This window comes from Winogradskyella sp. 266wxhm (genome assembly GCF_058964685.1).
The window spans coordinates 2,802,191-2,814,289 of record NZ_CM179559.1 but is presented as its reverse complement, the minus strand read 5'-3'; the positions used below and the strand labels follow the sequence as shown (position 1 = coordinate 2,814,289).

The window sequence follows — 12,099 nt, the reverse complement described above, 5'->3', positions numbered from 1 at the left end:
AAATGTAATCTTAATTTTCGATTAAGCTGTTTACGATGCTTGAAAACTTCTTAGCACCAGATGCGTTAAGGTGGTCTGCGTCGTAGAAATCACCCTCTTTAAAGTCTTCACTTTTTAAGAAATCATAATAATAGCAATTACTATAATTATCAGACAATTCTCTTCCGACTTTGTACATTTTTTTTAATTGAGCTTTATCTAAATTGTTATAGTAACTGTTATACGATGGTGGTGTAATCAATATAACTTTAATATTCTTTTTTTTACACCTTATAATTAAATTCTCGAACTCAACTACATTCTTTTCTAATAATTCCCATGATGAAGCAGTATGACGTTTCGCTGCAATTGGCCCAACATTTTTTAAGTCTAGTTTAGGCTTATTAATTAAATCATTTCCCCAGCCCAAACTATCACAATTTAGAAGACTTTCTTCATCTACATAATTATTCTTCAACACCTTAAGAGCCTGTCTTGTTCCTATTGATAGAATTTCAGAATTATGCTTTAACAAATATTCAAAATTAACATCTGTATAAAGTTTATAATCTTTTAATCTCCAATCTTCTGATGAGTTTTTTAATTGTTCAAACAAAGTATCATAAGATAATCTTATAACTACAGTTTTTAAATTTATTAGCTCATCCTCATAACTCTTTAGAATAGCTAAATCAACATCTGGTGATTGAGATATGTTTGCAAAATTGAAGGTTTTAGACTGAAAACATTTAGGATTAAGTCCATAAAACGTATGTGAGCTTCCTAATATCAATGTCTCTATTTCACCTCCGCTATTTTCTATAAATTCATTCTTAAGTTTAAAAGAGTTGGGTAAAGACCTAATTGCATACTCAACACAAAACAAAGACACTAAGACAGGTAAAACAAAAAGAGATATTTTTCTTAAAAACAACTTCATTTTACACTAAAAAGTTATAATACTAGCTAAATTCATTCAGAAATCAATTCGAATACATAATTACCATCATTATCAAAATATTTATAATAGCCATTGTATTCTCCATTTTTTAAAGGCAAAAAACTTTCATTACCTTCTAAATTATCTAATAAGCTTTTGTTTTTACTCAAGGCATAGAACAAATTTCTAAATAAATTTACATTACTTGTATAATTAGTTGCGTTATCTAAATTTATACTCTTTGGCCATTTTATACTCAACAAACTACTAAATACAGATAAGGCTTCAGTTTTATTTAGTTTATTGTTTGAAGCCTGCAATGTATAATCTAGTCCCACAAAACCACCGTGATCTGCAACGACAATGACTAAAGCATTTTTATCAAAAACATTAATCTCATTTATCAAAGACTTTATCCACTCATTGGCATCTTCTAATCTTTGAAGATAATTAGTACGTTCAGAATTTTTCCCCTTAGACAAACTCTCTTTGTATATGATATGACTTGGAAGTGTCTTCTCTATGAAAATAAAATTTTGTTTTGATGTGAGGGTATCTAGAGCTCTGCTTAAGTCTACCTTTATATCCGCACCTGTTACAGAACCTGAATTATGATATGACATCCATTTTGTATCGATATTACAATAATCATAAGACAGCGGTTGTCTGTCTATTAAGAAAAAAGAGTTGTCGGTAATTAAATATGACTTGTAACCATTATGCTTTAAGATACTAAGCACATTATTATATTTTCCAACAATAGCTTCATTAGGTTTATGCGTTTTTAAAGTTGATTTATTAGTGTTAGAATAGTAATGATGCTTCATGGCAAACATCGAGGAGTTTGAGGTATATGTGGAATAGTAGTTGCTTCTAAAACCCTTGTAGTTGGTAAATCCCTCTGATAATAGCCAGCTTTTAAATTCAGAATTATCATAGTCGTATGGAGGCTTATCAATTTCTGAAAAATTAACATAACCATCTGGCTGTATTACAAAAATATTAGGCTTATTTTTTAATTTAGTTTGTAGTTCTTCAATTGATAATTTTGCCCAAGTATTGTTGTTTTGATTAAAATGAAATACTAGTTTCGGAATTAAACTCACAAATCCCATCACTGCAAATAATAATTGAATTACAACTACCTTCTTAATATGTTTAGCTATTAAAAAACCAACACCAAAGGCTAAAACAAGAACTAGCAGTAACGTTTTTTTATTATAATAGAACGCTAAAAAACCTAATAATCCAATAAAAACAGTACTATTTAAAATAGAAACACTAAAAGGTTTTAGTGATTTAAAAAAATTAATTTTTAATAATAGAGGAATTAAAAACAGTAGAATCTGTGGTAACAAAAAACACAAACCAAATAAAAAGACAAATTGCTGCCATGAAGTAGCTTCAGAAATATTACTACTATAATAGTGAAAGAAAGGATATAAACCAGCACATAAAACAATTAAGCTTGGGGAAATATTATCTTTTGCAGGTCTTTTAAAAAATTTTCTTTCTGAGATTTTCATAAATCCTTCCTTTTTAATAAGTAGATAACTCTTTCAGAATTCTTAATCGCTTTTTTCTCTACAATATCAAACTTTTGAGAATAAGCCTTTTCAAAATTTTCAATATTGTAAAAATTAAAGTAATCTTTGAAATCTGCCTTATTATTTAATAAGCGTTGTACCCAGGAATCTTCACGTTTGGGAAATTCTATGATTAAATTTTTAGAAAATCTAGCGAAAAAATCTGCAGATCTCTCAAAAGGCACATTACCTGATAATGAAATATGGTGGATTACAGCTAAAGCTAAAGTTACATCAGGAGAAAACTCACCGATACGCTTTATAAAAGAATCGCGTTCTTCATTATTGAGTCCTATTGCAGGTGATGGACTTAAGACATCTAAAATTAGAGGAAGCATGTTTTGCTCTTTATTCAACTTCATTATCTTATAGTTTGCATCAACAGCATTATTATCAATATCACTGACTAATGCAACATCTAAAGAAGTTTTAATTTTCCTAACAAAAGTGCCGTCATTTCCACCTATATCAATTAATGTATTTGGGGTTATTCCTTCAACCCAGTCATTAATTATTTCTGATTTTGTATTAAATGCATCATCACTATAATTTGTTTTACTATAATAATTTCCCCATTCAGACTTTTCTTTTAATTCTAACTTTTTTATAAAACCATAAAGGCTTTTAATAATGTTAAGCTGTCCTTTTTTAGATAATTCCGCATTTTTCACCTCACCTTCATAATTCTCATTATGTTTATCTTCAGATTTAGCCAGCAAATGAATATTAGAATATAATAATGGATTTAGTTTTGTTCTTGTGGGCAGCAATGAGCTTAACGTCTTTACTGGTATACCTTCTAAAAACGTCTGCATTTGTTTTAATTGTTGTGCTCCGTGATAATGAGCCAACAATAACGGTCCAAAAAAATGTGTGATAAATTGTTTATAGGCTCTCCATGGAGAATTCTCTTGATAAAAATCAAATGAAAGCGTGTCTATAAAAACTGCTTTCCCATTATGAAATGTAACGTTAAAAGCTGATGCATCTTTTAAAGAAAAACCATGCTCTAAACTAAACTTCTGAAGTTTTAATGTTAGTAAAGCAGCTTCTTTGTACATATTAAAACTCCACTCATAAGGATAAGTTACAAATGGTACTTTTGTAGCTTTTAAAATAATTTTTTCTTTAGATGAAAAAACCTCCTCATGAGAAACCATCAACTCATTTTTTATTAATTTATCATAAAAACCCGTTTCCTTTAAAGCATAATATTGCTTAAAATATACGGGATTAATAACTCTTTTGATTTCGTTTTCACCCAATAAAATGTAACCTGAAGGATCTCTGAATGAAGAAGGATGAGCCGTCTGATTCATTTTTTATTTAGAATTTTCTGAATCTTTTTCTTTTACATCAATATCTTCAAAAACATCATCATCAGAATTCTTTGTCAAGCCTAAAAACACTTTAATCTTATGCATTAGATTTTTAGAAAATAAAACCACTCCTGCTACTGCCGCTATAATTGTCTGGATAATCATAGCCCCTATACCTGGGTCGAAATAAAGAAAATTCATGTATTTGTTTTTTGTAAAGATATAAAACTTGCTTAGTTATGGTATTAAATAAAAAAAGAGAAACACTTTAAAGCATTTCTCTTTTTAATATCTATATAATTTTAATCCTTATATACTCTTATTTCGCTTACGATCTACCTCTTTAAGGAATATCTTACGAATTCTAAGATGGTTAGGTGTAACTTCTACATATTCATCTTTTTGAATATATTCTAAAGCTTCTTCTAGCGAAAACTTTATTGCTGGTACAATCTTAGCTTTATCATCGGCACCTGCAGAACGTACGTTACTTAACTTTTTAGTTTTTGTTACGTTAACCGTCATATCATCACCACGAGAGTTTTCACCAATAACTTGACCTTCGTAAATATCTTCTCCTGGATCGATAAAGAACTTTCCTCTTTCTTGTAATTTATCAATAGAATAAGGAATTGCAGTTCCGTTTTCCATAGATACTAAAGAACCATTCTGACGCTCTGGAATACCACCTTTTAACGGTTGATATTCTTTAAAACGGTGTGCCATGATTGCTTCACCTGCAGTTGCAGTTAACAATTGGTTACGTAGACCTATAATACCACGAGATGGCACTATAAATTCGCAAACCATACGGTCGCCTTTAGCTTCCATACTTAACATTTCACCTTTACGCATGGTTACCATCTCTATGGCTTTACCTGATACGTTTTCTGGTAAATCAATAGTCATTTCTTCAAAAGGCTCGCACTTTACACCATCGATTTCTTTGATGATTACCTGTGGCTGACCAATTTGAAGCTCGTAACCTTCACGACGCATAGTTTCTATTAAAACTGATAAGTGCAATACACCACGACCGAATACCATGAACTTATCGGCACTATCAGTATCTTGTACTCTTAATGCTAAGTTCTTTTCTAATTCCTTAGTTAAACGTTCTTTAATGTGACGAGACGTTACAAATTTACCATCCTTACCAAAGAAAGGTGAATCGTTAATAGTAAATAACATACTCATCGTTGGCTCATCAATAGCAATGGTTTTTAAACCTTCAGGATTTTCAAAATCTGCAACGGTATCACCAATTTCAAAACCTTCTAAACCTACAATGGCACAAATATCACCAGTCTGAACTTCATCTACTTTTAAACGTCCTAGACCTTCAAAAACATGTAGTTCTTTAATTTTATTCTTTACAACAGCACCATCTCTTTTTACCAAAGAAATTGGTTGTCCTGTTTTTAAAGTTCCTCTTGTTAAACGACCAATAGCAATTCTACCTGTGAAAGAAGAGAAATCTAAAGACGTAATCAGCATTTGAGTTGTTCCTTCTTCAATTTTCGGTTCAGGAATATGCTCTATCACCATATCTAATAATGGCTCAATATTCTCTGTTGGCTTTTGCCAATCGTCACTCATCCAGTTATTTTTTGCTGAACCATAAACTGTTGGGAAATCTAACTGCCACTCTTCAGCACCAAGTTCAAACATAAGATCAAATACTTTTTCATGAACTTCATCAGGAGTACAGTTTTCTTTATCCACCTTGTTTACAACAACACATGGTTTTAGACCAAGGTCAATCGCTTTCTGTAACACAAATCTTGTTTGTGGCATTGGCCCTTCAAAAGCGTCTACTAACAATAGTACACCGTCTGCCATGTTTAAAACACGCTCTACTTCACCACCAAAATCGGCGTGACCTGGTGTATCAATGATATTTATCTTAGTATCTTGATAAATAACCGATACGTTTTTTGAAGTAATTGTAATACCTCTTTCACGTTCCAAATCATTGTTATCAAGAATTAAATCACCTGTGTTTTCATTCTCTCTAAACAACTGACAATGGTACATAATCTTATCAACCAAAGTCGTCTTACCGTGGTCAACGTGTGCAATAATTGCAATATTTTTAATCTTAGTCATAACTGATGCTGATTTTAAGCGCGCAAAGGTACATCATATTCTCCTCATTTCGTTAATTATATGTTATAATTTAATTAAGCCTTAATTTGAGTTTGTAACTTAGTGCAATAATTGACTAAAAACTAAAAGCCTATCCCCTTAAACATACCGCTAATTGGGCTTTTACGTCTGAACCCTTAATTAAAAAGCAGATGCATACAATTAGCAAATACACCAAATTTATACCCTATCTCTATTTTTTGTCGATCATCATATATTGGTTTACTGACATAAATAAGAGTGAAGGTCTATCTGCATATCCTATTTTATTGTTTGGAATTCCATTTTTGTGGCAACTTATAAAACCTATCCGAGAACTCAATTTCTCTCTTGGCATCATTTTCGTTTGTCTATCTTCGTATCTGGTCTTAGCTTACTTATTCGATTTACTGAATATTATTAATTGGTCTGAACCTGCGAAACAATTTTTCTTTTTTGGTGGTCTATTCGTTGTTGGTAATTTAGTGATGTCGCTTTGGATGATAAGAAATAGTATAAAAAAGGTATTTTAAAATGCTATCTTTGTACTGTAATATTTAACTCTTTTTAAGTTGACAACAATTCCAAAATTAAAACACACAGATTCTAATAATTTCTTTTTACTATGTGGGCCTTGTGCTATCGAAGGTGAAGATATGGCGCTTCGCATTGCTGAAAAAGTAATTTCTATAACTGACAAGCTTCAAATACCTTATGTTTTTAAGGGAAGTTTTAAAAAAGCAAACCGGAGTAGAATTGACAGTTTTACAGGAATTGGAGACGAAAAGGCATTGAAAATTTTGAAAAAAGTTTCAGATACTTTTGATGTTCCAACTATTACCGACATTCACGAAATTTCTGATGCTGCTATGGCTGCAGAATATGTTGATGTTTTACAAATTCCTGCATTTTTAGTCCGTCAGACAGATCTTGTAGTGGCAGCAGCCGAAACAGGAAAGGTTGTTAACCTTAAAAAAGGACAATTCATGAGTCCTGAATCCATGAAACACGCTGTGCAAAAAGTAAAAGATGCTGGCAATGAAAAAGCTTGGATAACCGATAGAGGCACCATGTTTGGCTACCAAGACATGATTGTAGATTTTAGAGGTATTCCAACCATGCGAAAATTTGCACCAACAGTTTTAGATGTTACACACTCTTTACAGCAACCAAATCAAACTATTGGTGTTACTGGAGGACGACCAGACATGATTGAAACTATTGCCAGAGCTGGTGTGGTTAATAATGTAGATGGTTTGTTTATAGAGACACACTTTGATCCTGCAAATGCCAAAAGCGATGGCGCTAACATGCTACATCTAGATAATCTTGAAGGACTTTTAACCAATTTGGTTGCGATTAGAAAAGTTGTTCAAAGTTTCTAAATATCTAAGCATTTTCACTATCCCATCAATGGGAATTGTTTCCAAATTTTTACAAGTTTTGAATAATAAGGCTCTGGTGTTTCTTTAGAAATTTCTATTTTTTCACTATCCACATAATAATCGAAAACATAACAACTGTAGTCAGTACAACACTCTTTGATATTGTTCTCTATAAAAAAACGAATGATTTTTTGTCTAAAATTAAATTCTAACTGAATTTTATTTTCTAAAGCACTATCAATCAAATCGGTGTTTGAATGCCAATGGATTTTCACTACAAGGGGAATTAGGGATACTAGCGCAAGATAGCTGTTTACATTAAATTAACAAAAAGTTAACATTAAGAAAATCTAGATCTTATCCTAATTTTGAGCTTTTTTATTCTTGTTCAGAATAAGTTTAAAGGGATTTACATTTATTTCTAATTGCTTTTGAAGCACATAAACAATAACCTCATCATTGATACCCTCAACTGATTTATAACGAAGCGACCGAATTGACTTTCTGTTAGCATCAACAAAATGCTCGTTGAATTTATCCAATTGATCAAAATGCCAAAATGCTAAATCCACATAGTCTTTAGATTGATTTAAAAAGCATAAAGGAATACCATTATTATAGTAGAATGGAATTTTCCATTTGAATAACAATTCTGGATTGGGAGCAACAGACTCAATAATAGCTTGAAGTTGAAGAAGAATAGTTTTAAAAGGTTCTTCCTGTTTTAGTATATATACCTCAGCTGGATTCAAAACAATCTAATAATTCCAACAATTAAAAGTATAATGCCTATCACGGCTTTAAAAGGCATTAATTTAGCCGATAAATTCCTTAAACCTGCTTCTAGTGAAGGGACTTTGCTAAACATATGCGTCAACAATAATATACCTCCTAAAATACTTAAGATATTAAAAATCCAACCACTCCAAAACACCAAAATCGGTAAAACAATTAATGCTCCACCAATAACGCTTTGAAAAGGCAACAACGCGCTTGCTATTTTATTAAAAAAATTACTTTCCCCATCCCACTTATCTAATGTTGCCAAACCTAGAAGTATTCCTCCGGTAATGTTGGCAATTGTTAAAAGCAAACCTATCATGACATTTGATTTTATTTGTTTGATATAAATTTAATCAATCTCAATCAAAAAATATTTTGTTTTATCTAAATAAATTTATTTACTTTGTATTTCAAAGTACTTTAAATTATGAGCAACGAAGATTATTTAAAAGACATCTCTGAGATAAAAAATCTCATGAATAAGTCTTCTCGTTTTATTTCCCTAAGCGGTCTTTCGGGAGTTTTGGCAGGCATCTATGCATTAATTGGTGCAGCCATTGCCTATTGGCTTGTAATGAATTATAGTGATGGTAAACTCTATATTTTTCATGGTTGGGTATTTTGGACAACTATGTTCATACTATTAATGGTCGCTTTTCTTAGTGCTCTTACCGGAATTATTCTTACCGTAAGAAAAGCTAAAAAAAATGATGAAAAAATATGGGATAGCTCTTCGCGTCGCTTATTAATTAACTTTTTAATTCCGCTCGTTGTAGGTGGTTTGTATTGCCTTATCATCTTAAATCAAGGAAGATACGGGCAAACTGGTGGTTTAATGCTTATATTTTATGGCTTGGCATTAGTGAGCGCCTCCAAGTATAGTATTGGTGATATTAAATATTTAGGTTTTATTGACATAACTTTGGGGCTCATTGCAACGCTTTATCCTGGTTATGGTTTTTGGCTTTGGGCGCTTGGATTTGGTGTAATGCATATTGTATATGGCACTTGGATGCATTTTAAGTATGATAGAAAATAATATGAATAAGATTTTCTTTTTTTTCTTTTTAGGTGTATTGTTATTTTCCTGTGATAATAACAAAGGTGAATTTATCATTATCAATGAAAGTGATTTCAACATTGAGTCTTTGAACATAATGCCAGATTCCAAAAAACAGTTCATCAATCTTAAAAAAGGTGAAACAAAAGAACACTTTATTTTTATGGATGAGGTAAAAACTGATGGAAGTTATTACATGTCATATATAAATTCGGAAAGTAAAAAAGCCGTTTTAAAACCCTTTGGTTATTATACCAATGGTTACCAAATTGAAAATGCTATTCATATTAGAATTTTAAACGACACTATTTTAGTTGATGGTGAATTTAATAAACCATACTAGAAAATAAGATTCCTGTTTATACAGGAAATATTATGAGCATAATTAACAACATAAATAAATTATTTGATCATAGAATACGACTCGGTATCATGTCTATTCTTATGGTAAATGAATATGCCGATTTTAATATGTTGAAAGAATTGCTAGGTACCACAGATGGTAATTTAGCGAGTCATACCAAAGCACTTGAAAAAGCAGAATATATTGCTGTTGAAAAACAGTTTATCGGACGAAAACCAAACACCAGATATAGTGCAACTAAGCTGGGTAAAGCTGAATTTAAAAAGCATATTGAAGCACTTGAAAAACTAATTAATAAAACTTAAAAAATTTTGATTTTTTACTTTGAAATTCAAAGTGGATTTTAAATAAAACTGATTTCATGAGAAACTTTGTAGACAAACATTCTATAGTTAGAGACATTTGGGGCAATAGTGATACTATTCTACTCGTGTTTGCTGGTGCATCGGCTGAATTTGCACTAAACAAAGCTGTAGACTGGCTCTATTTTACAGGTAAATTGCCTAAAGATTCTTTAGGTCGTTTGTTTTCTACCGTAAATTATGCCAAAGCTATTGTTTTTGCTAACGAAGCATCTGCTTTAAAAGCTATAGATCAAATGACTGCCATTCATAATTCAGTAGAAGCAAAACGCGGAAAAGCTATTCCTGAATGGGCCTATAAAGATGTACTTTTTATGCTTATTGACTATTCTATAACATCTTATGAAGTTTTAGAACAGCCATTGTCAATAAAACAAAAGCAAGAGGTGTTGGATGTATTCACCAAAGTTGGGCAACGTATGGGTTTAACCAACTTGCCACTCACCTACTCCGAATTTACAGTGACACGTCAAAAACACCTTGAACAAAATTTCAAAAATGGAGCTTATACTAAAGATCTTTACAAGCAATACCGCAAACATTTAGGTGCTGTTCGCTATAAATTACTGATTGAAGCTCAGATACTTTTACTTCCACAAACGGTAAGAACTATGCTTAAGTTTAGAAAAATATCATTTTTAAAACCACTTATAATTCTATATAAAATCGCCAGGCAACTAAAGCTTGATGGGCTTGTAAAAGACATACTATTACCATCAGCTTACAAACAAGACATCAAACAATTGAACAGCATTTAAAAAATTTTAAATTTTTACTTTGAAAAACAAAGTACTTTAAATTAATCACTATGAAAAAACTATTCTTATTTATCGGAGCATTATTATTCAGCACACTGTTTTATGATAAAAGCATCGGGTTGAACCTCTTTTTATTCAGCATTACAACAGTTACTATTTTGTTTTTAAATAATAAAAAAGACTTTGAGAACACTAGAACTTTAATTTACGGTACAATCTACATCATTACTGGTGTTGCTGTTTTCTTTCACGATTCGTCCGTAGCGATTCTTGCCAATTGTATATGTTTTTTTACTCTGATTGGTTTATTATCTGAAAATAAATCTTCAATTTATGTGAACTGGTTAAATGGGCTTTACACCACAATAGCAGGTCTTTTTCACAGAAACTTTTCAGTTAATGAAAAGACACAAACCGTAGAACCAAAACATAAGATTGATTACATCCATCTTTTAAAAATCATTTTTATTCCTTTAGTCTTTGTAATCATCTTTATCGCATTATACAAAGACGGCAATCCGTTTTTTAGCGATATCATTTCAAAAATTGATTTCAGTTTTATTAATATTCAATGGATTTTATTTGCTGGATTAGGGTATTATTTATTTGCGAATATTCATAAACCAGTGGAAGTTGAACCTGCCACAGAACTCGATTTAACAACAGGAAATTCTTTAGAAAAAACAGCAAAATTTTCGTTACCAAAACTAAAGCAAGAAAATCAGCTTGGTGTTGTTCTTATTTCGGTATTAAATGCGCTTATCGTTCTATTCTTAATCACTGATATTTCATTTCTCTTTTCTTCAATGGATATAAGAGCTTCTGTATTTTCGGCTCAAGTTCATAGTGGCATTAATGCATTAATTGCATCAATATTAATAGCCATAGTCATTCTACTTTATGTATTTAGAGGTGACCTCAACTTCTTTGCCGAAAACAAAACTCTAAAGAAACTCGCCTTTACATGGATTACTTTAAATATGATTCTTGTATTAAGTATCATGATGAAAAATGGGCAATACATTTATTATTTCGGGTTAACCTATAAGAGAATTGGAGTCTTAATTTATCTCATACTTGTGGTTACAGGACTTATAACAACACTTCTAAAAATCAGTAAAATCAAAAATATTTGGTACTTACTGAGACTAAATACAAAAGCTGCTTTTGTAGTATTAATTATTGCTGCAACAATAAACTGGGACTATCATATTACTAATTATAATTTCAACTATGCCAAATCTATGGATGTTGGCTACCTCATTGAATTATCAAATAACAATGCGCTTATTCTAAAAGATCAATCCGAACAAAAGGAATTAGGTGATTTCTTCTTAAATCAAATCGAAGAAAAATACAGAAACTATGTCTACGAGCTTAGAACCAACTCATGGCAAGAATTACAATACGATAATTTAAAGATTGATTCAGAATAA

At 31.2% G+C, this 12,099-nt stretch carries 15 protein-coding genes; 7 read left to right on the top strand and 8 right to left on the bottom strand.

The features are described 5' to 3' along the window. Positions 1 to 10 precede the first annotated feature (10 nt). The 5 genes from AC2H4K_RS12640 to typA form a co-directional block, all read right to left on the bottom strand. Complete coding sequence (locus AC2H4K_RS12640) at positions 11 to 919, bottom strand: DUF1574 family protein (protein ID WP_281140186.1); 909 nt, start codon at positions 917 to 919, stop codon at positions 11 to 13. 32 nt (positions 920 to 951) lie between these two features. Continuing rightward, positions 952 to 2,445 carry a sulfatase-like hydrolase/transferase gene (locus tag AC2H4K_RS12635; RefSeq protein ID WP_281140187.1) on the bottom strand — a complete coding sequence of 498 codons (1,494 nt, stop codon included), beginning with the start codon at positions 2,443 to 2,445 and terminating at the stop codon, positions 952 to 954. Then, positions 2,442 to 3,824 (bottom strand): class I SAM-dependent methyltransferase, encoded by a 1,383-nt coding sequence (locus AC2H4K_RS12630; RefSeq protein WP_281140188.1) that lies wholly within the window; start codon positions 3,822 to 3,824, stop codon positions 2,442 to 2,444. The genes AC2H4K_RS12635 and AC2H4K_RS12630 overlap by 4 nt, the downstream gene beginning before the upstream one ends. A 3-nt stretch (positions 3,825 to 3,827) precedes the next feature. Beyond that, positions 3,828 to 4,025, bottom strand: coding sequence for a hypothetical protein (locus AC2H4K_RS12625; protein WP_281140189.1), 198 nt, complete (start codon positions 4,023 to 4,025; stop codon positions 3,828 to 3,830). Between the two features lie 108 nt (positions 4,026 to 4,133). Then, a complete protein-coding gene (gene typA, locus AC2H4K_RS12620; protein WP_281140190.1) occupies positions 4,134 to 5,933 on the bottom strand; it encodes a translational GTPase TypA in 1,800 nt (599 codons plus the stop codon). Positions 5,934 to 6,172: 239 nt separating this feature from the next. Between typA and AC2H4K_RS12615 the strand changes: the two genes are divergently transcribed. Both AC2H4K_RS12615 and kdsA read left to right on the top strand, forming a co-directional pair. After that, positions 6,173 to 6,484 carry a hypothetical protein gene (locus AC2H4K_RS12615; protein WP_493742443.1) on the top strand — a complete coding sequence of 104 codons (312 nt, stop codon included), beginning with the start codon at positions 6,173 to 6,175 and terminating at the stop codon, positions 6,482 to 6,484. 39 nt (positions 6,485 to 6,523) lie between these two features. Beyond that, positions 6,524 to 7,336: a 3-deoxy-8-phosphooctulonate synthase gene (kdsA, locus tag AC2H4K_RS12610; RefSeq protein ID WP_493742442.1), complete on the top strand. Its 813-nt coding sequence runs from the start codon at positions 6,524 to 6,526 to the stop codon at positions 7,334 to 7,336. Positions 7,337 to 7,353: 17 nt separating this feature from the next. Here kdsA and AC2H4K_RS12605 read toward each other — a convergent pair whose 3' ends face one another. The 3 genes from AC2H4K_RS12605 to AC2H4K_RS12595 all read right to left on the bottom strand — a co-directional run bounded on the left by AC2H4K_RS12605 (position 7,354) and on the right by AC2H4K_RS12595 (position 8,438). Continuing rightward, positions 7,354 to 7,611: a hypothetical protein gene (locus AC2H4K_RS12605; protein ID WP_281140192.1), complete on the bottom strand. Its 258-nt coding sequence runs from the start codon at positions 7,609 to 7,611 to the stop codon at positions 7,354 to 7,356. Positions 7,612 to 7,698: 87 nt separating this feature from the next. Beyond that, entirely contained in the window at positions 7,699 to 8,088 is a 390-nt protein-coding gene (locus AC2H4K_RS12600; RefSeq protein WP_281140193.1) for a DUF1801 domain-containing protein, read from the bottom strand. After that, positions 8,085 to 8,438, bottom strand: coding sequence for a hypothetical protein (locus tag AC2H4K_RS12595; protein ID WP_281140194.1), 354 nt, complete (start codon positions 8,436 to 8,438; stop codon positions 8,085 to 8,087). The genes AC2H4K_RS12600 and AC2H4K_RS12595 overlap by 4 nt, the downstream gene beginning before the upstream one ends. 108 nt (positions 8,439 to 8,546) lie before the next feature. On the opposite strand from AC2H4K_RS12595, the gene AC2H4K_RS12590 reads away from it, so the two are divergent. Genes AC2H4K_RS12590 through AC2H4K_RS12570 form a run of 5 tightly spaced genes read left to right on the top strand, consistent with a single transcriptional unit; the run spans position 8,547 to position 12,099 of the window. Beyond that, on the top strand, positions 8,547 to 9,158 hold the full coding sequence (locus AC2H4K_RS12590; RefSeq protein ID WP_281140195.1) for a hypothetical protein: 612 nt from the start codon (positions 8,547 to 8,549) through the stop codon (positions 9,156 to 9,158). Next, positions 9,145 to 9,522, top strand: coding sequence for a hypothetical protein (locus AC2H4K_RS12585; RefSeq protein ID WP_493742441.1), 378 nt, complete (start codon positions 9,145 to 9,147; stop codon positions 9,520 to 9,522). Before AC2H4K_RS12590 ends, AC2H4K_RS12585 begins: the two co-directional genes overlap by 14 nt. Before the next feature lie 32 nt (positions 9,523 to 9,554). Further along, positions 9,555 to 9,848 carry a winged helix-turn-helix domain-containing protein gene (locus tag AC2H4K_RS12580; protein WP_281140197.1) on the top strand — a complete coding sequence of 98 codons (294 nt, stop codon included), beginning with the start codon at positions 9,555 to 9,557 and terminating at the stop codon, positions 9,846 to 9,848. Positions 9,849 to 9,904: 56 nt separating this feature from the next. Next, a complete protein-coding gene (locus AC2H4K_RS12575; RefSeq protein ID WP_281140198.1) occupies positions 9,905 to 10,663 on the top strand; it encodes an oxygenase MpaB family protein in 759 nt (252 codons plus the stop codon). 50 nt (positions 10,664 to 10,713) lie between these two features. Continuing rightward, positions 10,714 to 12,099: a DUF4153 domain-containing protein gene (locus AC2H4K_RS12570; protein ID WP_281140199.1), complete on the top strand. Its 1,386-nt coding sequence runs from the start codon at positions 10,714 to 10,716 to the stop codon at positions 12,097 to 12,099.

What these genes read in the sequence shown, in the direction of transcription:
- AC2H4K_RS12640 (WP_281140186.1), bottom strand. Translation starts at nt 919, where the DNA reads ATGAAGTTGTTTTTAAGAAAAATATCTCTTTTTGTTTTACCTGTCTTA.
- AC2H4K_RS12580 (WP_281140197.1), top strand. Translation starts at nt 9,555, where the DNA reads ATGAGCATAATTAACAACATAAATAAATTATTTGATCATAGAATACGA.
- AC2H4K_RS12585 (WP_493742441.1), top strand. Translation starts at nt 9,145, where the DNA reads ATGATAGAAAATAATATGAATAAGATTTTCTTTTTTTTCTTTTTAGGT.
- AC2H4K_RS12595 (WP_281140194.1), bottom strand. Translation starts at nt 8,438, where the DNA reads ATGATAGGTTTGCTTTTAACAATTGCCAACATTACCGGAGGAATACTT.
- AC2H4K_RS12575 (WP_281140198.1), top strand. Translation starts at nt 9,905, where the DNA reads ATGAGAAACTTTGTAGACAAACATTCTATAGTTAGAGACATTTGGGGC.
- AC2H4K_RS12570 (WP_281140199.1), top strand. Translation starts at nt 10,714, where the DNA reads ATGAAAAAACTATTCTTATTTATCGGAGCATTATTATTCAGCACACTG.
- AC2H4K_RS12625 (WP_281140189.1), bottom strand. Translation starts at nt 4,025, where the DNA reads ATGAATTTTCTTTATTTCGACCCAGGTATAGGGGCTATGATTATCCAG.
- AC2H4K_RS12630 (WP_281140188.1), bottom strand. Translation starts at nt 3,824, where the DNA reads ATGAATCAGACGGCTCATCCTTCTTCATTCAGAGATCCTTCAGGTTAC.
- AC2H4K_RS12635 (WP_281140187.1), bottom strand. Translation starts at nt 2,445, where the DNA reads ATGAAAATCTCAGAAAGAAAATTTTTTAAAAGACCTGCAAAAGATAAT.
- AC2H4K_RS12590 (WP_281140195.1), top strand. Translation starts at nt 8,547, where the DNA reads ATGAGCAACGAAGATTATTTAAAAGACATCTCTGAGATAAAAAATCTC.
- typA (WP_281140190.1), bottom strand. Translation starts at nt 5,933, where the DNA reads ATGACTAAGATTAAAAATATTGCAATTATTGCACACGTTGACCACGGT.